The following is a 20,094-nucleotide window of genomic DNA, read 5'->3' on the forward strand; positions in this document are numbered from 1 at the left end:
CTCAATCGCCGTGCCCAGGGAAGACTGAGATTTGTTCAGGTTGTTCTGGGTAACCAGAGACAGGGTATTCGTATTAATAACGGCCATGATGATGTCCTGTATTCTAAAAGTGGGTTTCAATCGGGCTTATGGCCCGAGGCCAATTAGCTTGTTATGGTTATCGTCGACCCGGATAAAAACCTTAGCTTTTTTTTAAAGGCCAGAAACACGCCACGATTTCGACCCTATTTGGCTTATTGTTTTTTTTCACCTTCTCTAATATTCCTTACAACGCTGCCGATACTCTCTCCAGTGATCGTCAACCCTAAGGATTCCAACATGGCAAGTGTAAGCAACCTCAATGCCGGTAACAGCCTCGGCTTAAGCGATTTGTATGACCAGCTTCAAACCGCTGAACAAGCGAACCTGACGCCAATTACGCAGCAGCAAACGTCTTATAAAGCAAAATTAACGGCCTGGGGTGTGGTACAAACTGCACTGGCAAAAGTGCAAACGGCCGCAGCGGCCTTAAAAGATACCTCTGCTATTGCCTCAACCAAAGTCAGCAGCACCAACACTGCGTTCACCGCCACGCTGGCCAATGACGCGGCAGCCGGTAACTTTTCGGTTGAAGTTACCCAACTGGCTAAAGCGCAGTCGCTGCTGTCGAAAAGCGCGACCAGTAAAGATGGCGATTTAGGCGATTCCAGCCTCGCCTCGCGCACTATCACCATTACGCAACCGGGTCAGAAAGACCCAATGACCATCACGCTGAGCAAAGATCAAACCAGCCTGACAGACATTAAAGATGCGATTAACAAACAGCAGGGCAGCGTTACCGCCAGTATCATCAAATCCGATGACAATACCTATTATCTGGCGCTGACCTCGCGTGATACCGGCACCATCAACGAGATGACGGTTTCTACCGATGACAGCGCCCTGGCGCAGTACATTGGTTTTACTAAAGGTGGCAGCAGCAATGGCATGACAGAGCAGGTAACCGCTGCCGACGCCAAACTGAGCATCAACGGCGTCGCCATCACCCGCAGCAGCAACACCATTACTGATGCGCCGGAAGGCGTCACGCTGAACCTGACCAAAACCAATACCGGCAGCCCGGAGACCTTATCAGTCACCAAGGATAATGCGCCGATGATCGCTGCGGTGCAGGCCTATGTTGATGCGTATAACTCGCTGCAAACCACCATTAGTAACCAGACGAAGTACACTGCCGTAGATCAGGGCAGTACGTCCCAGGATACCAGTAATGGCGATCTGCTGGGCGACGGCACGCTGCGTAACATTCAGACCAGCCTGCGCTCCAAGCTGTCCACCAGTGCCCAGAGCGGCGGCAGTATTTCACTGCTTTCTCAGATTGGTATCACTCAGGATATTAACGGCAAGCTGACCGTCGACAGCACCAAACTGAATAAAGCGCTGGATGAAAAATCCGCAGATGTCGTGACGTTCCTGTCAGGTGACGGTAAAACGACTGGCTTCGCAACGCAGACCAGTAACTATCTCGACCAGATCCTGGGCACTGATGGTTCAGTGCAAAACGCCACAGACGGTATCAACAAGACACTGAAGAAATTGTCTGATGATTACGACCGTGTGAATGCTCAGATTACCGCCACTATGGCGCGCTACAAAACCCAGTTCACGAATCTGAATACGCTGGTCTCATCCATGACGCAAACCCAGAACTATCTGACGCAGCAGTTTGCGGCGATGAGCAGTTAACAGGAGTTAAAAATGTACGCAAAATCTGGAACGCAGGCCTACGCACAGGTCGGTCTGGAGAGTGCCGTGTTAAGTGCCAGCCCACACCAGCTGGTAGTTTTGCTATTTGATGGCGCACTCAGCGCCATGAAAAAAGCTACTATTTTGATGGAACAGGGCGACATTCCCGGTAAAGGCCAGGCACTTTCCAAAGCCATCAATATTATTACCAACGGCTTACGCGCAGGATTAAATCATGAGGTGGGCGGTGAACTCTCCGCAAACCTCGACAACCTGTATGACTACATGACACGACGTTTGCTTGAAGCTAACCTACGTAATGATGCAGAGGCCATTGTCGAGGTTGAAGGATTACTCACCAATATCGCCGATGCATGGAAGCAAATTGGTCCTCATCACGTACAGGAATCTTACTGATGATGGCACCTGGCGATGTGTTGCAGGGATATCAGCAGTTACTGAAGTTAAGTAGCACTATGCTGAATCAGGCGCGGGAAGGACTGTGGGATGATCTGGTGGCGAATGAAAGTACTTATGTCCGCAACGTCGAGAGCATGGCACGTAATCAGGATCCGGGTGCACTCCCTGCGGCCCTGCGTGTGCAAATTCGCGCACTGATTAAACAGATACTGGATAATGAAGTCTTGATGAAGACGTTACTGGCTGAGCGCATGGATGAACTGCGATCGCTGGTACAAACAACGTCGCAACAACAAAAAGTCACCTCAGCCTATGGCCGCTTTTCTAACAAGGTACTCTACCCGGGGAACCTTTAATCCACAGATTGCGCGGGTAACGGCACTGTGGCCTTACCCGCGCAATCGGATTATTTCTCTGCCGTGACCGGCCTGAGAATCTGCGGCTCAATATCCTGAATCACCGCGTCGCCAGGACGCTTTGCCACTTCGTCCAGCGCCTGCTGGCACTCGACGGTTGGGCGATCCACTTTACGCAGCGTCAGGCCATCGTAGTGCAGCTCACCGTTCTCCAGCGAGAGCGGCATCACACGCGCCTGACGGTTAACGTTAACCCAGTCATCATCCAGGCGCGTCAGCTTGCCCGGTTTGGCAATCACCCGCTGCCACTGGCGGCAGTCAAGGGTAGCGCCATCAGCGCTGACGATCAGGCTGGCCATGGCCTCGCTGCTGATCAGCTTGCTCTGCGGTCCCATCGTCTGCCAGTTACCCTGCAGTTCCAGCGGTGCCGGGGTTTTTACCGCTTCGTCATAACTGTTGATTTGCGCACAGCCGCTCAGCGCCAGCGCGGCCAGTACCATCCACTTTTTCATCTTCGGTCCCTACACTCGCATCAATGGCGGCTACGTTATAATGTTTTCCCGGCGTGACGCAAGGTATCTGCGGTGGAATCCCCCTTCTCTTTCTCCGGCGCCCTCAAGCTGTTCAACTCTTCGCCGATAACCTGATGTGAAGTCTAAAGCACCTGCACCCATAACAATATTGACGACTTACTCACCCTGGTTTCGGAGAACGCTGTTATGCGATTGACCCTTCGCGCACGTCTGGCTGCGATTGTCAGCCTGCTGTGCCTGTTACTGATTATTGCTGCCGTCTGGGGAATTATCGGCCTGCGCGCTGCCGATCAGCGCGCGCAAAATGCCTATCAGAACGAGCTGCTTCCGCTGCAATACTCCTCACGCCTGTACCGCATGGTGCAGGAGCAATCCGCTACCCTGTTCGATGCGCTGCGCTACTGGACCGACAGCAGTGAAGTGGAAAAACGCCTGGCGCGCATTGCGCAGTACGGTCAGCAAATCAACGCCGATCGCCATACCTGGCAGCAGCTGGCGTTTGATGCGCAGACCAAACCGCTGAGCCAGCGCTTCCTGACCCATCTCGACGGCTGGCAGGGTGCGCTGCATGAAGCCGGTGAGCTGCTGAAAGGCGGTAACCCGTCCGCCGCACTGGTGGTCATCGAAACCCGCCTGCGCAGCGGCAGCCAGTTGCTGCAGCAGGACATTGACCAGCTGGATGCGCTGATGCGGCAGCATGCGCAGACGGCCTGGCAGCAGGGCAACCGCGACTACCTGCTGGCACGCAATAGCCTGATCGCCATCCTGCTGTTGGGTCTGAGTCTGGCGCTGGTCTCCGGCTGGCTGCTGATCCGCTCGATTAACCGTTCCATCGCCCAGGCGCGCGAACTGGCGGATGCCATTGCCGGCGGCGAGCTCAATCACCGTATCGGTACGGTAACGCGCGATGAGATGGGTGAACTGATGCAGGCGCTGCTGCGCATGGATGTGCGGCTGGCGGAGATCGTGCGCGAGGTGGGCGAAAGTGCCCATGCACTGAGCGATGCGGCACGCCAGATGGCGGATGGCAACGACGACCTGTCGGAGCGCACCCACGCGCAGGCCAGTTCGCTGGAGCAGACTGCGGCCAGTATGGAGCAGATGACCGCCACGGTGAAACACAACGCGGACAACGCCGCGCAGGCCAATGAGCTGGCAAGCGATGTGCGCCATCAGGCCGAGCGCGGCAGCGGTGTACTGCGCGACGCGGTGAGTGCGATGGAGGAGATTGAATCCTCCAGCAAGCGCATCGCGGATATCAACCGCGTGATTGATGAAATCGCCTTCCAGACCAACCTGCTGGCACTGAATGCGGCGGTAGAAGCGGCGCGCGCCGGGGAACAGGGACGCGGCTTCGCGGTAGTGGCGTCAGAGGTGCGACAGCTGGCGCAGCGTTCGGCCGGTGCCGCACAGGAGATCAAGGCGCTGATCGATGCCAGCGTGGGTAAAGTCGAAGCCGGCAGCGCGCTGGTGCAGCGCTCTGGCGAGATGCTCAACGACATCAACCACGGCGTGGCGCGCATGGTGGATATCGTTGGTGAGATCGCTGTGGCCAGCCGCCAGCAATCCAGCGGCATTGAGCAGGTGAACACCGCAGTAATCCAGATGGACGGTGCCACCCAGCAGAATGCATCGCTGGTGCAGCAGGCCAGCGCGGCCAGCCAGACGGTGAGCCAGCATGCCGGTTTGCTGGTGGAAAAAATGGCGTTCTTCCGCCTGCAGCAGCCATAAGGAGCCGCCATGAAGCGTACCATGATGGCGCTGCTGGCCGCGCTGCCGCTGCTCAGCCAGGCCGCCACCACGCTCAATATCGCCACCATTGCCAATGGTGACATGACTATCATGCAGCAGCTGTCGAGCCGTTACGAACAGCAGCATCCGGACGTGAAACTGCAGTGGCACGTGATGGATGATGGCGCCCTGCGCCAGGCGGTGCTGGCAGCCATGAACAGCGGTGACGCAAAATTTGATGTGATTACCGTGGGTACCTATGAAGCGCCGCTGTGGGGTAAAAAAGGCTGGCTGGCGCCGCTTAATAACCTGCCGCCAGAGTATGACAGCGACGATCTGCTGACGCCGGTGCGCAAAGCACTGTCCTGGCAGCAAACGCTGTACGCGCTACCGTTTTACGGGGAAAGCAGCATGACCTATTACCGCAAAGATCTGTTTGCGGCGAAAGGGCTGACCATGCCGGACGATCCCGACTGGACCGACATCAAAAATTTCGCGGCGAAACTCACCGATCCTCAGCACGGTATCTATGGCCTGTGCCTGCGCGGCCAGCCCGGCTGGGGCGATAACGTGGCCCTGCTCACCACCATGGCCAACGCCTATGGTGCGCAGTGGTTTGACGATCGCTGGCAGCCGACGCTGAATTCGCCAGAGTGGCGCGAGGTATTGACCGATTATCTGGCGATGGTGAAACAGGACGGTCCGCCGGATACGGCCAGCAATAGCTTTGGCCAGATCCTGCGTCTTACCGCACAGGGAAAATGCGCGATGTGGATCGACAGTACCGTCGCCGCCGGGCTGCTGATTAACCCGCAGATTTCGCTGGTAGCGGACAAGCTGGCGTTTGCGCCGGCGCCGGGCGGCATTACGCGCAACGGCTCGCACTGGCTGTGGTCGTGGGCGCTTGCGGTACCGGCTAACTCACCGCAGCGCGCTGCCGCCGTGGACTTCATCAGCTGGGCGACCTCGCGGCAGTATATTCAGCAGGTTGCGGATACCGTCGGCTGGGGAGCGGTGCCACCCGGCAGCCGCAACTCCACCTACCAGCAGCCAAACTACCAGCGCCTGGCGCCTTACGCCGCTCAGGTGCGCAGCGCGATTGAATCCGCCACCGTCGATCAACCGACATTGAACACCGTACCTTACACCGGTGTGCAGTACGTCAGTATTGCTGGCTTTGATCAGATGGGTAACGCCGTCGGGCAGAATCTGGCGGCGCTGCTGCAGGGCAAGCTGACGGTGGACCAAACGCTGGAAAAAAATCAGCAGGACGTGACGCGCCTGCAAGCCGCACAGCAGTAAACATTCGGGGTTCCTGACAAGTCGCCGTGTGCGGGTTACACTAACGCGCAATTTGACCGGCAGGAACCCCCGAATGAAAACCCCTGAAGAGTATTACGCCCTGGCCCGCAGCCTGTTTTTCACCGCCCACCCTGATTTTCAGTCCGCGCTGGATGAACTGAGTGAGAGTGATGCGCGCGCCGCCAATATGTCCCTGCGTGAACTGCGCGCGTGGCACGCCGAGCGCATCTATGCCGCGTTTCTGCGTCAGAAGAAGCTCGACGGCATTCTGTTCTCCATCCAGCTGGCGGAACCGGATAAAGCAGTTGCTGCACAAGCGATTGAAACCTATCTGAAATCTCACGCGGAAGCGTTAGGTATGACGTGGGAAGAGTTCTGTATTAAGAACGAGTTATAAGCGATGCACTGATAAAAAGGCGATCGGAGAGAAATTTCCGGGGAAAAAGTTGTACAAGATGGGAAAAGTTGTATAACTTAATACTCACGACGACTGTCGTCGATTGTCCTTGAACGAAAGGTGCTATTGCACCGCCTCTGGAGGTGTTGCTGGATTTCCACCTCCAGAGGTTCGATTTTTTGCGTAGGCCCTCTGCTTTTGCCCGCTTTGTTCCCCTGTCGTTGCATCTTTACGCCGCGCTGTTTCACCCGTATGAAAATAATTGCCGCCATGCCGCTTGTCACTGGTTTTATTTACAGTAATATGACGCTCCCACTTTGATTACTGGAATGCCCTGATGTTTGTGGAGCTGATTTACGACAAGCGCAACGTAGCCGGTTTACCGGGCGCGCGCGAAATGATTTTGCAGGAGCTGGAGAAACGCGTGCAGCGCGTCTTTCCGGATCTGGAGGTGCGGGTTAAGCCGATGGAGCGTAATGCCATCGAAACCGATATGAGTAAAAACGACAAGGCGACGATTGCGCGTATTGTTGAAGAGATGTTCGATGAAGCCGAGATGTGGCTGGTGGCCGATTAGGCCACCAGCTGCCGCGTTTAGCTTTCCTGCTCGCTGTGATTGATGGCGATTTCCAGATCCTGAATCGCCTGATCGATATCATCCAGCAGCTGTCCCTGCTTGTTGATCAGCGCATCGAAACGCGTGGCGTACTCTTTATCCTTATACTCCCCGGCATCAAAGGCCAGCCAGTGGCTGGAAAGCGTCTCAGTGTTGGTCTGCGCATAGTGACGCATCTCTTTTAGCTGTGAGGTGACATCACGCAGGTAGTCAGTTTTGGTTTTGATTGCCTCTGTATCACTCATGCTATTTTCCTTTTTGCTGATAAAGCCAGTTAAAATAACGCCTGAGCAATTAAAGTTAGCAGATAATAGCGAAGCCGCCTGCAGAATTATCCGAAGTATAGAGCCACAGGGAAAAGGGACGTCCCGGTCCCTTTGTTGTGCCCGCCTGAATTACAGATACTTCTTCGCCAGCGCAATCAGTTCATCCTTTGCGGCGCTGCCCAGCTTCAGCACGCCCTGTTCAACAAAGCTGAAGGCCTGGACAAAGTCCTTCACCCCGGCGCTGATATCCTGCGCCACCGCATCGCTGGCGGCGATCGCAGCAGCCGGCGTGTCGGGGGCAACAACCGGTGCGGTGGCCTGCGCGTTGCGCACACCAGGCGTGGCGGCCGCCGAGGCGCCTGCGCTGGCCGAGCCGTTCGCCAGCGTATCCTGCGTTGCCAGCTGCTGATCGAGATCGACCGGAGCATCCGCATGAAAGGGTTGCTCAGCGCTGGCGGGCGCTGCCGGTTGCGCAGCTGGCGTTGCGACTACCGGCGTTGCGGCTGCCGGCGGCGTCGCTGGCTGGGCAACGCTGTCAGCTGCGCTGTCAGCGGCAGCCGGCGCGCTGGCCGTTTCGTTGGCAAAACTCTCCAGCGGTGACAATTCCTGTTGCGCCGCAGCGCTGGTTGGGTTGATGACAGTTTGATCGCTCATAATTTTCTCCTTATTGCTAAATAAAGACCGCAGTTGCTGCAAACGGACTGCGATCCGCTCAGTAATACGCATCAGGTCCTCCTTAGCGCCGCGGCTGTGGCGCGGTTTGCTGACCGGCCGGCGGCGTGGAGGGCGTTGAGGTGTGGCTGGTGCTGCGCGGCGGCTGGGCATCCAGCTTTTTCTGCAGCTCAACCAGCTGGCTGGTCAGTTCGGCGACCTTTGCTTCGCGTCGATCAGAGATCGCCCGGTACTGCTGGCGAATCTCCTCCACGCGCCGGTTGGCGTCGTTATTGACGTAAAGAAACAGAATGGTCATCGCCACACACAGCAGCGATAACAGCATCAGCAGGCCACCCAGCATCAAATGACGGCGGTGGCTTCGCACCAGCAGTTCACTGTTTATCTGCACCATCGCGGTTCTCCTCCAGAGTGGTGATCAATTGATTAATCTGGCTGCGAAACTTATCGCTGTGCTCGGCTTCGGTGGTCGCCAGCAGGATACCGAGTGCGTTCTTGATCAAACGCAGATCGGTCTCCAGCGATGAGATACGCCGCAGGTTTTTGTCGTGACGGATACGCAGTTCATCGTTTTCCTGGCGCATCAGCGCATGGCTCTCCTTGAGAAGCAGCACCTGCTCTTTGTAGCTGGTGATGATCTCGCCGCCCGCGCGATTGCTGGTGACGATTGACGCGATCCCCGCCATCAGGGGTTTCCAGAACACCGCTGCCGCGCCACCGCCAAGCAGCAGTGCGCCTACGCTGGTGACCAAACTACTCTCCATGCCCTACCTCTCTCACCTGGCGAGGGTTAGCCGGACACCCCGCTGACCTCCCTCGCCAGTATCACGGCCAGCGGCATATTTAAGTTTACTTTAAATAATGATTTTAAGTATACTTAAGTCAAGCCTGGAGGAGTTGTCAAGATGATGAAAAAAGAATCTGGTGGTGAGCGCATTCGCCAGCGCCGTAAGGCACTGAAATTAACGCAGCAGGCGCTGGCCAATGGCATTGGCGTGTCGCACGTTGCGGTTTCGCAGTGGGAGAAAGAAGAGACGGTGCCGCGTGGTGAGCATCTGCTGCGGCTGGCGGAGTTGCTGCAGTGTAGCGCGGCGTGGATTATTGATGGCGACGGCCAGCCGTTTGCCAGTACGCACGCTTCCCCCGCTCTCACTGCCGTGCCGCTGGTCACGCTGGTGCAGGCCGCGGACTGGCTGGATGAGCAGCGACTGCAGTGGCAGCAGCAGGCCGTCCGCTTTCTTTACAGTGACGAAGCACTGAGCGACAGTGCGCTGGCGGTAACGCTGGAAGATGACGCCATGAACCCGGCGTATCGCGCCGGCGACCGGTTGATCTTTGATCCGCAACGCGTGCCCCAGCCGGGTGATGTGGTGCTGGCGCGGGTAGATGACGCCGCGATGGTGCGAATTATTCGGATGCACGACGAGCAAATTTTCTCGTTACGGCCGCTGAACGAAGATTTTCCCGTGCAGCAGAGTCAGAAAAGTACGCTGGAACTGATTGGCACGCTGGTAGAAATGCGGCGGCGCGGCAGCCGCTGAAGCAGCAAAAAACCCGCCACGCGGCGGGTCAAATCCAACAAAAGACTACGGCAAAAATCACAACGTGTCGGTGAGATGATCGACGATCACCCTTCCCTCGGGATCGGTTTGCGTTATACGGTAACTAACGCGATAAGAGCGACGGTTACTCAGTTTATCGAACAGCGCCACGCTGCCCTTTTGCTCACCGTTGGCACCGACAATGTGCCATTCGGTGACATCTTCCTGTCCACGGTTATGCAGGCGTAACAAGCTCTGCTCAACTAAACGATCGCTTTCATCAATCTTCAAATAATCACGCAACATCTTTATCACCTCCGGTTAACCCGGCTAACGATACGCTTTTCATTTATCCTTTCAATCGAATTTATTTATCGTTAACCTCGCTGACCAGCTGTTGAGTAAAAATTCCCCCTGCCGTGAGCCGCCAGCCGCTTCGGTTAAGTGGAATTTTATAAAATAGTTAACGATCACGCGTCTCAGCGCTGGACAGATCCTGCCGTCTGGCTGTTAATGTAAGGCAAAATAACGATAGCGCCGGACAATCTCATGCTGACTACCATCCTTTACCGCAGCCATCTCTATGATCACGTTCCCATCAAAACGCTGGAGGATATGGTTGGCAAAGCCAATAAGAAAAACGAAGTTTCAGATGTCACCGGCATTCTGTTATTTGATGGACGGCATTTCTTCCAGCTGCTTGAAGGGCCCGATCAGGCCGTTCAGGGCATTTACGACCGTATCTGCCGCGACGCCCGCCATCACAATCTGGTGGAACTGATGCATGACTTCGCGCCAGCCCGGCGCTTTGGTAACGTCGGTATGGAGCTGTTTGACCTACGCGAGCATGACAAATCCAGCGTGCTACAGGCGGTACTGGATAAAGGCACTTCGCGTTACCAGCTCACCTATGACGACCGTGCACTGCAGTTCCTGCGTACCTTCGTTGAGGCGCGGGAAAAAGAGAACTATTTCGAGATCCCGCCGGCGAATACCTGGGAATTTATCACTGATGCGGAAAGCCAGCGTCAGCTGGAGAGTCTGCACCATTATGTGCAGGATTGCCGGTTTGCGTTTCAGCCGATTGTTGATCCCTTCTCACGGCGTATTACGGCCTATGAAGCACTGATTCGCACACCGGACGGCGGTTCACCGCAGGAGTACTTCTCTGCGTTTGGCGGTGATGCGATTTACCATGCTGATATTCAGTCCAAAAGTCTGGCCTTCAACCTGGCGAAAAATCTCGGCCTCGGCGAGCAGACGCTGACCATCAATCTGCTGCCGATGTCGCTGGTCACCGTCCCGAATGCGGTGGATTTCCTGCTACAGGAAATCGCGGCCAACGGTCTGGTACCGGAGCAGATCGTGGTGGAAGTGACGGAGAATGAAATCATCTCGCGTGCTGAAGAATTTACGGCAGAAGTAAGAAAACTTAAGGCGGCCGGTATCAGCCTAGCGCTGGATGACTTTGGTGCCGGGTTTGCGGGGTTGTCGCTGCTGTCTAAATTCCAGCCGGATAAGATCAAAATCGATCGGGAAATCATCAGTGACGTGCACAAAAGCGGCCCAAAACAGGCGATTGTGCATGCCATTATTAAGTGCTGCGCTTCGCTGGAGATCGCGGTGATTGCTGAAGGCGTGGAGAAAGCAGAGGAGTGGATGTGGCTGGAAGCGGTCGGTGTCAGTCAATTCCAGGGCTATCTGTTTGCCCGCCCACAGTTTAATGGTTTCCCGGCAGTAGCCTGGCCGGAGATTAAGTAACCGGCAAAGCTGACCGCCGTAACGGCGGTCACAGGCTTAACACTCAGTCTCACGCGCCGGTTCTTCCAGCCGTTCACTCAGCACTACGTACTTCATCATCTCAAAGGTACGCTGCGTCATTGGCACCGCGCTGCATGGGCGAAACCAGCCAAACTGCTTCTGGTACAGCCACACTTCCGGATAGCGCTCGCCATCTTTAATCCAGTAATAACCATCATTCATAGGTTTGCCCAGCGGCCTGAGCCGCGAATCAGACATTCATGCGTGCCCGATAAAGTGATACGCCCTCTGGCGTAATGAGTAACCCTGCTTGCATGAAAGCTTACTCCAGCTAAATACTGTAGCAGAGAATAGAGGCAATTGTGCATTTCACGCTGGGCTTATTCAGGCAGGAAACGAGACGCGAAGAGAATAAATGCCCCTAAGCTAAGGGGCGAAACAAAAAGGCAACTAAACGTCCGTGTTTCGGCAATGGAGTGGAGTACGACAGACACAGGTTTCAGGAAGCGATATCGTCAGGCGTGCGCTGAACAATAAGTTCCAGTGCCTGGCGATAAATATCCAGCTGAACCACGTCATGTTCAGACTCTAATCGCTCCAGCAGGGCCAGAATAATATCTTTATTGCTCACACGCAGTTTCACCGCCGCCAGCTGTTTGTAAATCAGCGCGATGACCTCTTTTTCACTGGCATATTCTGAACCCGCGTGCTGGAAATATTCTGACAATTGAGACTCTGCTGACGTCGATGCATTCTGTTTCATAACAAGCCTCATCGGGTAAGCTGCAGTGCAAACTGCAGTGATTAATCGGTTACTCAGGTTAAATTTTTGAATCAGCACAGGTAAAAAAGCAGCCTCTGAAAGTGGAAATCCACAACACCTTCAGAGGCGATGCAAAGCATCATTCGTTACGTGTGACTGACTGCCACAAGCGAGAAGTTATACAAAGATGGAAAACTTGTACAACAATTTAGTTAGCATTTCGTGTGGTCAGAGGAGATTTGCACAATAGTTTCTCCATTCTCTTCAACAATAAATCACCATTTTTGCAGGAAAAATCATGCGGTTAACCTGAATAAAATATCAGGCGCTGTGCTAAGCCTCTCTTTCTGCTCAACAAAATTATTTTTACTCCTTGCTGACGCGTGCACTTCTATACAGCCCCCATAAACTTGTACAACTTTGCAAAACTGTACAATTTAGCCGTTCTGCGTGTAGAGTGTGAAAACGATTACGGCCGCCAGAAACGGCCAGCGATCAGCTAAAATTCATCACAACAAAACCCCTACTGGAGAGAAAGATGAAACAACACGAAACCAACAAGGAGCGTAAAAACGAGGGCGAGGTACACAAGGGTTTACCGGAAGCCGCGCCGCATGCAGGTAATGCTTATGAGGAAGATGATCATCCAGCCCATGATGATGCTCGTGAGCACGGCGAAATCCCGCGTACACGCGATGACAGTCAGGATGACAAAAAAGATCCTTATCAGGATCAGTAAAATACCTTCGATGATATCTGGACCGACCCACCGGATGTTATTTTCGTGGCCGCTGACTGCTGGCGTTAATAAGCGAAGCGGCAACCGAGATTGATCATTGAGTTTAATTAAGACATTATTTTGCGGAAATTAGAGAAGGCGTGCCTTCATTCATTTCTGGAGAGCACTGATGGATACGGGTTTTTACTGGGTAGGCAGCAGCACAACTGAGCCTGAGGTATGGTACTGGGATGCTGGACGCGGTTTTTATCGCCCGATGGAGCCGATACCGCTTTCTCTGCCTCGTTTTAAATCTGCCGGTTTTAAACTTCTCAGTGGCAAACTGATGCCACCGGAAGAGGTGCAATCTGCTTAGGTTTTCGTCTGCAGGTGAGAATATTGTCAGTTACGCTGTTAAGCGCAGCGTAGCTGAACTATATTCCTGTGAGGAGGACATTATAATGCAGGAAGGATTTTATTGGGTGCAGCGCGGCGCAGAACAGCCAGAAGTCTGGTTTTTCTCAACCAGTGGAGAAGGTGCCTGGTTTGAACCCACCAAAAACGATGCCATCAGCAAGCAACGCTTCGCTGAACAGGGCTACAGGACGATCAGCGAAAAACTGTCACTGCCCTGACCCTGACGAAACCGCCTCTCTCAGGCGGTTTTTTATTGCGCGCCGCTAGACCTGCATGCTCATGATCTCGCTGTAGGCATTCACCAGCTTGTTACGCACCTGAATCCCCATCTGCATCGAAATCGACGATTTCTGCAGATCGACCATCACATCATTCAACTGGATGCCCGGTTTACCCAGCTCAAAATCCTGCGCCTGACTGCGCGCAGCGGTCTGGGTGGCGCTGATTTTATCCAGCGCGGCTTTCATGGTGGCACCAAAATCGAGCTGACTGGCGGACTCGGTCGGTTTGCCACTGGCCTGCAGTGACGTCAGCTGCAGCTGCTGCAGTACGCCATCAATTGCCTGAATTGACATTGCCTGTACCTCATAGATGAAGGGTTCTTTTTTTCACGGAGGAAAAGTTAACACACTGTCAATAGGACAAAGGCGCTAAATGACTGCAAAAAACCCGGCTTATCCAGCCATCGAAGTGACACGATTCATCAAATAATGCCAGGCATTAGATTGGAATTTCATTTTTTCCCCTACCCCGTCGGCCAGCTACACGGCATCAACGGGCGGGGATGCGTATCAGGGAGTCAGTTTTGTCACCTACATACACCCGGTCAATTATGTCAGGCAGGAATTGGTCATGAATGCGAGTGCAGCCGCCACACAGGATACAGCAAAGAAAGGCTTTAATGACCTTCTCGCCCGCCTGCGCGCAAATCCGCGTATTCCATTAATCGTTGCTGCCGCGGCCGCTATCGCCGTGGTTCTGGCGCTGGTGCTGTGGGCCAAAGCGCCCGACTATCGCGTTCTCTATAACAACCTCTCTGATGAGGATGGCGGCGCGATTGTTACCCAGCTCACCCAGATGAACATCCCTTACCAGTTCGCTGAAAACGGCGGCGCCCTGATGGTGCCCGCCGATAAAGTGCATGAGCTGCGTCTGCGCCTTGCCCAGCAGGGACTGCCGAAAGGGGGTTCGGTAGGCTTTGAGCTGATGGATAAAGAGAAGTTTGGTATCAGCCAGTTCAGTGAGCAGATTAACTACCAGCGTGCGCTGGAAGGTGAGCTGGCGCGCACCATCGAAACGCTCGGACCGGTGAAGAGCGCGCGCGTGCATCTGGCGATGCCAAAACCGACGCTGTTCGTGCGCGAGCAAAAATCCCCGTCTGCCTCAGTAACGCTGAACCTGCAACCAGGCCGTGCGCTGGATGAGGGCCAGATTCAGGCGATTCAGCACATGGTCTCCAGCAGCGTTGCCGGTCTGCCACCAGGCAATGTGACCGTGGTCGATCAGGCGGGTCGCCTGCTGACGCGCTCCGACAGCGAAGGCCGCGATCTTAACGATGCCCAGCTGAAATACGCCTCCGAAGTGGAAGCACGCTATCAGCAGCGCATTGAAGCCATTCTGAATCCGATTCTCGGTCAGGGTAATGTGCATGCGCAGGTGACCGCGCAGATTAACTTTGACCGCAGCGAGCAGACGGACGAGAAGTACCAGCCGAATGCGAACCCGAATAACACGGCGATTCGCTCACGCCAGACCAGCACCAACGATCAGAACGGCAGCCCGTATCCGGGCGGCGTACCGGGTGCGCTGTCGAATCAGCCTGCGCCGGCCAATACCGCGCCGGTCACCAACCCGCAGCAGCAGAACAATAACAACGCTAACGGTCAGCAGAACAACAACAACGCGCAGAATGCCGGCACCTCGACCAGCACCGCACAGAGCAGCGGCCCGAGCAGCTCCAGCCGCAACGATACGGTGAACTACGAGCTGGATCGCACCATTCGTCACACCAAACTCAACGTCGGTGACGTGCAGCGCCTGTCGGTCGCCGTGGTGGTCAACTACCGCGATGACGGCAAAGGCAAAGCGGTGGCGCTGAACGATCAGCAGATCAAGCAGATTGAAGATCTGACCCGCGAAGCGATGGGCTATTCGCAAACGCGTGGCGACAGCGTCAACGTGGTGAACTCGCAGTTTAACACTACCGAACCAACCGGCGGCGACCTGCCCTTCTGGCAGCAGCAGTCGTTCTTTGATCAGCTGATGACCGCCGGTCGCTGGCTGCTGGTGGCACTGGTTGCCTTCATCCTCTATCGCAAAATGGTGCGTCCGCAACTGCTGCGTAAACGTGAAGCCGAGAAAGCCGCCGCCGAAGCCGCCGCTGCCCGTGCTGCCGCCCGTGAGGAAGAAGCCGCTTACAGCGTCCAGATCAATAAAGACGAGCTGGACCAGGAGCGCAAATCTAACAACCGCATGAGCGCCGAGGTGATGAGCCAGCGCATCCGCGATATGTCTGAAAACGATCCGCGCGTTGTGGCGCTGGTTATCCGCGAATGGATGAGTAACGAACTATGAGTCTGACCGGTACTGAAAAGAGCGCCATTCTGATGATGACCATTGGCGAAGAGCGTGCGGCCGAGGTGTTTAAACACCTCAACCAGCGTGAGGTGCAACACCTCAGCGCCGCGATGGCCAGCATGAAACAGATTTCGCACAAGCAGCTGACCGAAGTGCTGCGCGAGTTCGAAACCGATGCCGAACAGTTTGCTGCGCTGAGCCTCAACTCCAACGACTACCTGCGTTCGGTGTTGATCAAGGCGCTGGGCGAAGAGCGCGCCTCCAGCCTGCTGGAAGATATCCTCGAAACGCGCGAAACCACCAGCGGCATGGAAACCCTCAACTTTATGGAACCGCAGGCGGCGGCGGATCTGATCCGCGACGAGCACCCGCAGATTATCGCCACCATTCTGGTGCACCTGAAGCGCGGCCAGGCGGCGGATATTCTGGCGCTGTTCGACGAGCGTCTGCGCCACGATGTGATGCTGCGTATCGCCACCTTCGGCGGCGTACAGCCAGCGGCGCTGGCAGAGCTGACCGAAGTGCTCAATGGCCTGCTGGATGGCACCAACCTCAAACGCGCGAAGATGGGCGGCGTGAGAACCGCAGCGGAAATCATCAACCTGATGAAAACCCAGCAGGAAGAAGCGGTTATCGAAGCAGTACGCGACTTCGATGGCGAGCTGGCGCAGAAGATCATCGACGAGATGTTCCTGTTCGAAAACCTGGTGGAAGTGGACGACCGCAGCATCCAGCGCCTGCTGCAGGAAGTGGAGTCCGAGCAGCTGCTGATTGCCCTGAAAGGCGCCGAGCAGCCGCTGCGCGAGAAATTCCTCAAAAACATGTCGGCGCGCGCCGCCGATATCCTGCGCGACGACCTCGCCAACCGTGGCCCGGTCCGTATGTCCGCGGTGGAGAACGAACAGAAAGCGATTCTGCTTATCGTGCGCCGTCTGGCGGAAGCAGGCGAGATGGTAATTGGTGGTGGCGAGGAAACCTATGTCTGATGCCTTTTCCGCCCGTGCATGGCAGCGCTGGCAGCCTGATGATTTAGGCGCGCCGCAGCCGCCTGAGCCTGAACTGCTGCTGGCAGAGGAGCCGGACAGCGACCTCGTGCTGAGCGAGGAAGATGAACAGCAGCAGCAGCTGGAACGTCTGCAGCAGCAGATGCGTAAAGATGCGCAGACGCAGGGCTACAGCGAAGGTTATCAGAAAGGCTTCGCCGAAGCGCAGCAAAACGGCTATGACGCCGGGTTCCAGCAGGGACTGGCCGATGCCCAGCAGCAGCAGGCTCCGCTGCAGGCGCGTATGCAGCAGCTGGTCACCGAGTTCCATCACACGCTGGAAGCGCTGGATAGCGTGATTGCGTCGCGCCTGATGCAGCTGGCGCTGGAAGCGGCGCGCACGGTGATTGGCCAGGCAACGCAGGTGGATGGCAGCGCCCTGCTGCGCCAGATCCAGCAGCTGATTCAGCAGGAGCCGATGTTCAGCGGCAAACCGCAGCTGCGCGTGCACCCGGACGATCTGCAGCGCGTTGAGCAGACGCTGGGCCCAACGCTCGATTTACATGGCTGGCGTTTGCTGGCCGACAGTTCGCTGCATCCCGGCGGCTGTAAACTCAGCGCCGAAGACGGCGATCTGGATGCCAGCGTCGCCACGCGCTGGCAGGAGCTGTGCCGTCTGGCGGCACCGGGAGCATTCTGATGACGTCACGCCTTTCGCGCTGGCTGGGCGCGCTCGACAGTTTTGAAGACCGCATCAGTCTGGTGCAGACGGTGCGCCGCTATGGCCGCCTGACGCGTGCCACCGGTCTGGTGCTGGAAGCCACTGGCCTGCAGCTGCCGCTGGGCGCCACCTGCATTATTGAGCGCCACGACAACGGCACGATTACCGAAGTGGAAAGCGAAGTGGTCGGCTTCAACGGCCAGAAACTGTTTCTGATGCCGCTGGAAGAGGTCGATGGCATTCTGCCCGGCGCGCGTGTATATGCCCGCGTGCACGGCGATCACAGCGGTAAACAGCTGCTGCTGGGGCCGGAGCTACTCGGCCGCGTGCTGGACGGCAGCGGCAAACCTCTGGATGGCCTGCCCGCGCCGGAAACCGGCTACCGCGCGCCGCTGATCACCGCGCCGTTCAACCCGCTGCAGCGTACGCCGATCCACGATGTGCTGGATACCGGCGTGCGGGCGATCAACGCCCTGCTCACTGTGGGCCGCGGCCAGCGTATGGGGCTGTTTGCCGGCTCCGGCGTGGGGAAATCGGTGCTGCTCGGCATGATGGCGCGTTACACCAAAGCCGACGTCATCGTGGTGGGCCTGATTGGCGAACGTGGCCGCGAAGTTAAAGAGTTTATCGAGAACATTCTTGGCGCCGAAGGGCGCGCGCGCTCGGTGGTGATCGCCGCGCCGGCCGACGTTTCGCCGCTGCTGCGTATGCAGGGGGCCGCTTATGCCACGCGCATCGCCGAAGATTTCCGCGATCGCGGTCAGCACGTGCTGCTGATTATGGACTCCCTCACCCGCTACGCCATGGCGCAGCGTGAGATCGCGCTGGCGATCGGCGAGCCGCCGGCCACCAAAGGCTATCCGCCTTCGGTGTTCGCTAAGCTGCCGGCGCTGGTAGAACGCGCCGGCAACGGCATTCACGGCGGCGGTTCAATCACCGCGTTCTATACCGTACTGACCGAAGGCGACGACCAGCAGGACCCGATTGCCGACTCGGCGCGCGCCATTCTCGATGGCCACATCGTGCTGTCGCGTCGCCTGGCCGAGGCCGGTCACTATCCGGCCATTGATATTGAAGCGTCGATCAGCCGTGCCATGACCTCGCTGATTGATGAAACCCACTATGCGCGCGTGCGCCAGTTCAAGCAGTTGCTCTCCAGCTTTCAGCGTAACCGCGATCTGGTGAGCGTCGGCGCTTATGCCGCAGGCAGCGATCCGATGCTGGACCGGGCCATTAAGCTCTATCCGCAGATGGAAGCTTTCCTGCAGCAGGGCATTTTTGAACGCAGCGATTATGACGATGCCTGCCTGCACCTGCAGGCGATGTTCGGCTAACGCCGCCCGACTTGAGGTAACGCGATGAAGACAGCCAATGCGATTGATACGCTGCGCGACCTGGCGGAGCAGGATCTGGAACAGGCGGTGATCCACCTCGGCGACATGCGTCGCGGTCAGCAGCAGGCCGATCAGCAGCTCAGCATGCTGCTCGATTACCAGGATGAGTACCGTAATAAGCTCAATCAGGATATGTCCGGCGGCATCGCCAGCACGCGCTGGAGCAATTATCACCAGTTTATTCAGACGCTGGAAAAAGCCATCGAACAGCATCGCCAGCAGCTTAATCAGTGGAACCAGCGGCTGGAACAGGCGCTGAGCAACTGGCGTGAAAAGCATAAGAAGCTGAATGCCTATCAGACGCTGATTACCCGCGCGGAAGAGAACGCATTACGACAGGAAAGCCGTCTCGATCAGAAACGGATGGATGAATTTGCCCAACGGGCCGCATTGAGGAAAGGCGAATGAACACGCTGCCAACACTGCTGACACAGCTTGCCAAAACCGGCAAAGCACAACCTTCAGCGGCAGTGGACAATCTGTCCGCTGCTGACACCCTGCCGCAGGGATTTATTACCGAGCTGGGCAACCGCCTGCTGACGCTGGTTAAGCAGCAGGGAAATGGCGCGCAATCCGCTGATCTGGCGGCAGAAATTGACGCGAAAAACGTCACAAAAGCGTCATTAAGCGCCCTGCTGCAGGCACTGGACAAACCAGAGGCGTTAAACGCACTTTTACAGCCGGAAAACACTAAAGCCGGGCTGAAATCAGCCGATGATAATGACAAGCGCGCAGCAAGTTCGTTAACTGCCAGCGACTTAGAGAATGTGCAGGCGCTGTTTGCCATGTTGCCAGCGATGGTTGAAAACCGCAGCAGCCCGCCAGTGGATAACAGCACCGCGCTGGAAACCCGGGGTGAGGCGCGCACCAGCTTAAACGCTGCGTTACTTAACAGTTCGCTGCAAAGTGCGCTGAAAGAGGAACAGGCGAAGCCGGATGGCCAGCAATCGAAAGGCAGCGATGCGCTGACCAGCCTGACCGGCGTCAGCCATAGCCCGGTGCAGAGCGCGGCCGCCAGCGGCACGCCGGCCAGCAACAGCGCCAGCATCGCCATCGCCAGTGTCAGCATGCGGTGGCGCAGCACGCTGCTCAGCAGGCGGCGATAGCACTGGCTGAGGCGCCCGTTTCCGGCGCGGTGCTGCTTTAGCGTGGCCGGCAACAGCCAGCTGCCGGTCAGCGGTGAAAACAGCACCGCCACCAG

The 20,094-nt window shown here is 56.4% G+C and carries 27 protein-coding genes; 18 read left to right on the top strand and 9 right to left on the bottom strand.

The annotated features are described in order from the left end of the window. Positions 1–318 precede the first annotated feature (318 nt). The 3 genes from fliD to fliT are packed head-to-tail and all read left to right on the top strand — an operon-like array spanning position 319 to position 2,501. On the top strand, positions 319–1,725 hold the full coding sequence (fliD, locus tag ERD80_RS18555) for a flagellar filament capping protein FliD (RefSeq protein WP_136547997.1): 1,407 nt from the start codon (positions 319–321) through the stop codon (positions 1,723–1,725). 12 nt (positions 1,726–1,737) lie between these two features. Beyond that, on the top strand, positions 1,738–2,142 hold the full coding sequence (gene fliS / locus ERD80_RS18560) for a flagellar export chaperone FliS (RefSeq protein ID WP_125311393.1): 405 nt from the start codon (positions 1,738–1,740) through the stop codon (positions 2,140–2,142). Next, a complete protein-coding gene (gene fliT, locus ERD80_RS18565; RefSeq protein ID WP_136547999.1) occupies positions 2,142–2,501 on the top strand; it encodes a flagellar protein FliT in 360 nt (119 codons plus the stop codon). Before fliS ends, fliT begins: the two co-directional genes overlap by 1 nt. Positions 2,502–2,551: 50 nt before the next feature. On the opposite strand, the gene yedD is transcribed toward fliT, so the two are convergent. Continuing rightward, positions 2,552–3,013: a lipoprotein YedD gene (gene yedD / locus ERD80_RS18570; protein WP_104188863.1), complete on the bottom strand. Its 462-nt coding sequence runs from the start codon at positions 3,011–3,013 to the stop codon at positions 2,552–2,554. Positions 3,014–3,220: 207 nt separating this feature from the next. Here yedD and ERD80_RS18575 point away from each other — a divergent pair, with 207 nt between their 5' ends. From ERD80_RS18575 to ERD80_RS18590, 4 genes are all read left to right on the top strand, one after another. Next, entirely contained in the window at positions 3,221–4,765 is a 1,545-nt protein-coding gene (locus ERD80_RS18575) for a methyl-accepting chemotaxis protein (RefSeq protein ID WP_058771162.1), read from the top strand. 9 nt (positions 4,766–4,774) lie between these two features. After that, positions 4,775–6,067, top strand: coding sequence for a sugar ABC transporter substrate-binding protein (locus ERD80_RS18580; RefSeq protein WP_168926292.1), 1,293 nt, complete (start codon positions 4,775–4,777; stop codon positions 6,065–6,067). A 73-nt stretch (positions 6,068–6,140) separates the two neighbouring features. Next, a complete protein-coding gene (locus ERD80_RS18585) occupies positions 6,141–6,464 on the top strand; it encodes a DUF6388 family protein (RefSeq protein ID WP_058776037.1) in 324 nt (107 codons plus the stop codon). Between the two features lie 337 nt (positions 6,465–6,801). Beyond that, on the top strand, positions 6,802–7,041 hold the full coding sequence (locus tag ERD80_RS18590; protein WP_021509882.1) for a DinI-like family protein: 240 nt from the start codon (positions 6,802–6,804) through the stop codon (positions 7,039–7,041). A 17-nt stretch (positions 7,042–7,058) separates the two neighbouring features. Here the strand turns inward: ERD80_RS18590 and ERD80_RS18595 are convergent, their stop codons facing one another. The 4 genes from ERD80_RS18595 to ERD80_RS18610 all read right to left on the bottom strand — a co-directional run bounded on the left by ERD80_RS18595 (position 7,059) and on the right by ERD80_RS18610 (position 8,782). Further along, complete coding sequence (locus ERD80_RS18595) at positions 7,059–7,325, bottom strand: hypothetical protein (protein WP_021509881.1); 267 nt, start codon at positions 7,323–7,325, stop codon at positions 7,059–7,061. A 150-nt stretch (positions 7,326–7,475) separates the two neighbouring features. Further along, positions 7,476–8,000 carry a hypothetical protein gene (locus ERD80_RS18600; protein WP_136548001.1) on the bottom strand — a complete coding sequence of 175 codons (525 nt, stop codon included), beginning with the start codon at positions 7,998–8,000 and terminating at the stop codon, positions 7,476–7,478. 82 nt (positions 8,001–8,082) lie between these two features. Continuing rightward, complete coding sequence (locus ERD80_RS18605) at positions 8,083–8,412, bottom strand: hypothetical protein (protein ID WP_248295873.1); 330 nt, start codon at positions 8,410–8,412, stop codon at positions 8,083–8,085. Beyond that, positions 8,393–8,782 (bottom strand): hypothetical protein, encoded by a 390-nt coding sequence (locus tag ERD80_RS18610; protein WP_031280179.1) that lies wholly within the window; start codon positions 8,780–8,782, stop codon positions 8,393–8,395. Before ERD80_RS18610 ends, ERD80_RS18605 begins: the two co-directional genes overlap by 20 nt. Positions 8,783–8,923: 141 nt before the next feature. On the opposite strand from ERD80_RS18610, the gene ERD80_RS18615 reads away from it, so the two are divergent. Further along, a complete protein-coding gene (locus ERD80_RS18615; RefSeq protein ID WP_127834274.1) occupies positions 8,924–9,559 on the top strand; it encodes a S24 family peptidase in 636 nt (211 codons plus the stop codon). 57 nt (positions 9,560–9,616) lie between these two features. Here the strand turns inward: ERD80_RS18615 and ERD80_RS18620 are convergent, their stop codons facing one another. Further along, complete coding sequence (locus ERD80_RS18620; protein WP_021509875.1) at positions 9,617–9,865, bottom strand: hypothetical protein; 249 nt, start codon at positions 9,863–9,865, stop codon at positions 9,617–9,619. A gap of 243 nt (positions 9,866–10,108) precedes the next feature. Here ERD80_RS18620 and ERD80_RS18625 point away from each other — a divergent pair, with 243 nt between their 5' ends. Continuing rightward, positions 10,109–11,320 (top strand): diguanylate phosphodiesterase, encoded by a 1,212-nt coding sequence (locus ERD80_RS18625; RefSeq protein ID WP_058776032.1) that lies wholly within the window; start codon positions 10,109–10,111, stop codon positions 11,318–11,320. A 36-nt stretch (positions 11,321–11,356) separates the two neighbouring features. On the opposite strand, the gene ERD80_RS18630 is transcribed toward ERD80_RS18625, so the two are convergent. Continuing rightward, the gene (locus ERD80_RS18630; RefSeq protein WP_058757400.1) at positions 11,357–11,578 is read right to left on the bottom strand and encodes a hypothetical protein; all 222 of its coding nucleotides are present in this window, start codon (positions 11,576–11,578) and stop codon (positions 11,357–11,359) included. Between the two features lie 241 nt (positions 11,579–11,819). Beyond that, the gene (locus tag ERD80_RS18635) at positions 11,820–12,083 is read right to left on the bottom strand and encodes a biofilm/acid-resistance regulator YmgB/AriR (protein ID WP_058757399.1); all 264 of its coding nucleotides are present in this window, start codon (positions 12,081–12,083) and stop codon (positions 11,820–11,822) included. A gap of 538 nt (positions 12,084–12,621) precedes the next feature. Between ERD80_RS18635 and ERD80_RS18640 the strand changes: the two genes are divergently transcribed. From ERD80_RS18640 to ERD80_RS22560, 3 genes are all read left to right on the top strand, one after another. Continuing rightward, positions 12,622–12,822, top strand: a complete 201-nt coding sequence (locus ERD80_RS18640) for a hypothetical protein (RefSeq protein ID WP_058757398.1) — start codon at positions 12,622–12,624, stop codon at positions 12,820–12,822. Between the two features lie 169 nt (positions 12,823–12,991). Further along, on the top strand, positions 12,992–13,177 hold the full coding sequence (locus ERD80_RS18645) for a hypothetical protein (RefSeq protein WP_058785645.1): 186 nt from the start codon (positions 12,992–12,994) through the stop codon (positions 13,175–13,177). Between the two features lie 85 nt (positions 13,178–13,262). After that, positions 13,263–13,436, top strand: a complete 174-nt coding sequence (locus ERD80_RS22560; RefSeq protein ID WP_158251397.1) for a hypothetical protein — start codon at positions 13,263–13,265, stop codon at positions 13,434–13,436. Between the two features lie 45 nt (positions 13,437–13,481). Here ERD80_RS22560 and fliE read toward each other — a convergent pair whose 3' ends face one another. Then, positions 13,482–13,793, bottom strand: a complete 312-nt coding sequence (gene fliE / locus ERD80_RS18650; protein WP_021509871.1) for a flagellar hook-basal body complex protein FliE — start codon at positions 13,791–13,793, stop codon at positions 13,482–13,484. Between the two features lie 277 nt (positions 13,794–14,070). On the opposite strand from fliE, the gene fliF reads away from it, so the two are divergent. From fliF to ERD80_RS18680, 6 genes are read left to right on the top strand one after another with little or no spacing between them, the layout of a single operon-like run. Next, positions 14,071–15,792, top strand: a complete 1,722-nt coding sequence (gene fliF, locus ERD80_RS18655) for a flagellar basal-body MS-ring/collar protein FliF (protein WP_088516928.1) — start codon at positions 14,071–14,073, stop codon at positions 15,790–15,792. Beyond that, on the top strand, positions 15,789–16,781 hold the full coding sequence (gene fliG, locus ERD80_RS18660; RefSeq protein WP_021509869.1) for a flagellar motor switch protein FliG: 993 nt from the start codon (positions 15,789–15,791) through the stop codon (positions 16,779–16,781). The genes fliF and fliG overlap by 4 nt, the downstream gene beginning before the upstream one ends. Beyond that, complete coding sequence (fliH, locus tag ERD80_RS18665; RefSeq protein WP_021509868.1) at positions 16,774–17,478, top strand: flagellar assembly protein FliH; 705 nt, start codon at positions 16,774–16,776, stop codon at positions 17,476–17,478. The genes fliG and fliH overlap by 8 nt, the downstream gene beginning before the upstream one ends. Further along, a complete protein-coding gene (gene fliI, locus ERD80_RS18670) occupies positions 17,478–18,833 on the top strand; it encodes a flagellar protein export ATPase FliI (protein WP_136548003.1) in 1,356 nt (451 codons plus the stop codon). The genes fliH and fliI overlap by 1 nt, the downstream gene beginning before the upstream one ends. Positions 18,834–18,857: 24 nt before the next feature. Then, the gene (gene fliJ / locus ERD80_RS18675; RefSeq protein WP_021509866.1) at positions 18,858–19,301 is read left to right on the top strand and encodes a flagellar export protein FliJ; all 444 of its coding nucleotides are present in this window, start codon (positions 18,858–18,860) and stop codon (positions 19,299–19,301) included. Beyond that, entirely contained in the window at positions 19,298–19,999 is a 702-nt protein-coding gene (locus ERD80_RS18680; protein ID WP_211145603.1) for a hypothetical protein, read from the top strand. The genes fliJ and ERD80_RS18680 overlap by 4 nt, the downstream gene beginning before the upstream one ends. The last annotated feature ends 95 nt before the right edge of the window (positions 20,000–20,094 follow it).

The organism is Pantoea sp. R102 (genome assembly GCF_004916815.1).
Lineage (GTDB): Bacteria > Pseudomonadota > Gammaproteobacteria > Enterobacterales > Enterobacteriaceae > Pantoea > Pantoea dispersa.

Excerpts from the sequence above, each read along its gene's own strand:
- fliD (WP_136547997.1), top strand. The coding sequence starts at position 319 with ATGGCAAGTGTAAGCAACCTCAATGCCGGTAACAGCCTCGGCTTAAGC.
- fliS (WP_125311393.1), top strand. The coding sequence starts at position 1,738 with ATGTACGCAAAATCTGGAACGCAGGCCTACGCACAGGTCGGTCTGGAG.
- fliT (WP_136547999.1), top strand. The coding sequence starts at position 2,142 with ATGATGGCACCTGGCGATGTGTTGCAGGGATATCAGCAGTTACTGAAG.
- yedD (WP_104188863.1), bottom strand. The coding sequence starts at position 3,013 with ATGAAAAAGTGGATGGTACTGGCCGCGCTGGCGCTGAGCGGCTGTGCG.
- ERD80_RS18575 (WP_058771162.1), top strand. The coding sequence starts at position 3,221 with ATGCGATTGACCCTTCGCGCACGTCTGGCTGCGATTGTCAGCCTGCTG.
- ERD80_RS18580 (WP_168926292.1), top strand. The coding sequence starts at position 4,775 with ATGAAGCGTACCATGATGGCGCTGCTGGCCGCGCTGCCGCTGCTCAGC.
- ERD80_RS18585 (WP_058776037.1), top strand. The coding sequence starts at position 6,141 with ATGAAAACCCCTGAAGAGTATTACGCCCTGGCCCGCAGCCTGTTTTTC.
- ERD80_RS18590 (WP_021509882.1), top strand. The coding sequence starts at position 6,802 with ATGTTTGTGGAGCTGATTTACGACAAGCGCAACGTAGCCGGTTTACCG.
- ERD80_RS18595 (WP_021509881.1), bottom strand. The coding sequence starts at position 7,325 with ATGAGTGATACAGAGGCAATCAAAACCAAAACTGACTACCTGCGTGAT.
- ERD80_RS18600 (WP_136548001.1), bottom strand. The coding sequence starts at position 8,000 with ATGAGCGATCAAACTGTCATCAACCCAACCAGCGCTGCGGCGCAACAG.
- ERD80_RS18605 (WP_248295873.1), bottom strand. The coding sequence starts at position 8,412 with ATGGTGCAGATAAACAGTGAACTGCTGGTGCGAAGCCACCGCCGTCAT.
- ERD80_RS18610 (WP_031280179.1), bottom strand. The coding sequence starts at position 8,782 with ATGGAGAGTAGTTTGGTCACCAGCGTAGGCGCACTGCTGCTTGGCGGT.
- ERD80_RS18615 (WP_127834274.1), top strand. The coding sequence starts at position 8,924 with ATGATGAAAAAAGAATCTGGTGGTGAGCGCATTCGCCAGCGCCGTAAG.
- ERD80_RS18620 (WP_021509875.1), bottom strand. The coding sequence starts at position 9,865 with ATGTTGCGTGATTATTTGAAGATTGATGAAAGCGATCGTTTAGTTGAG.
- ERD80_RS18625 (WP_058776032.1), top strand. The coding sequence starts at position 10,109 with ATGCTGACTACCATCCTTTACCGCAGCCATCTCTATGATCACGTTCCC.
- ERD80_RS18630 (WP_058757400.1), bottom strand. The coding sequence starts at position 11,578 with ATGTCTGATTCGCGGCTCAGGCCGCTGGGCAAACCTATGAATGATGGT.
- ERD80_RS18635 (WP_058757399.1), bottom strand. The coding sequence starts at position 12,083 with ATGAAACAGAATGCATCGACGTCAGCAGAGTCTCAATTGTCAGAATAT.
- ERD80_RS18640 (WP_058757398.1), top strand. The coding sequence starts at position 12,622 with ATGAAACAACACGAAACCAACAAGGAGCGTAAAAACGAGGGCGAGGTA.
- ERD80_RS18645 (WP_058785645.1), top strand. The coding sequence starts at position 12,992 with ATGGATACGGGTTTTTACTGGGTAGGCAGCAGCACAACTGAGCCTGAG.
- ERD80_RS22560 (WP_158251397.1), top strand. The coding sequence starts at position 13,263 with ATGCAGGAAGGATTTTATTGGGTGCAGCGCGGCGCAGAACAGCCAGAA.
- fliE (WP_021509871.1), bottom strand. The coding sequence starts at position 13,793 with ATGTCAATTCAGGCAATTGATGGCGTACTGCAGCAGCTGCAGCTGACG.
- fliF (WP_088516928.1), top strand. The coding sequence starts at position 14,071 with ATGAATGCGAGTGCAGCCGCCACACAGGATACAGCAAAGAAAGGCTTT.
- fliG (WP_021509869.1), top strand. The coding sequence starts at position 15,789 with ATGAGTCTGACCGGTACTGAAAAGAGCGCCATTCTGATGATGACCATT.
- fliH (WP_021509868.1), top strand. The coding sequence starts at position 16,774 with ATGTCTGATGCCTTTTCCGCCCGTGCATGGCAGCGCTGGCAGCCTGAT.
- fliI (WP_136548003.1), top strand. The coding sequence starts at position 17,478 with ATGACGTCACGCCTTTCGCGCTGGCTGGGCGCGCTCGACAGTTTTGAA.
- fliJ (WP_021509866.1), top strand. The coding sequence starts at position 18,858 with ATGAAGACAGCCAATGCGATTGATACGCTGCGCGACCTGGCGGAGCAG.
- ERD80_RS18680 (WP_211145603.1), top strand. The coding sequence starts at position 19,298 with ATGAACACGCTGCCAACACTGCTGACACAGCTTGCCAAAACCGGCAAA.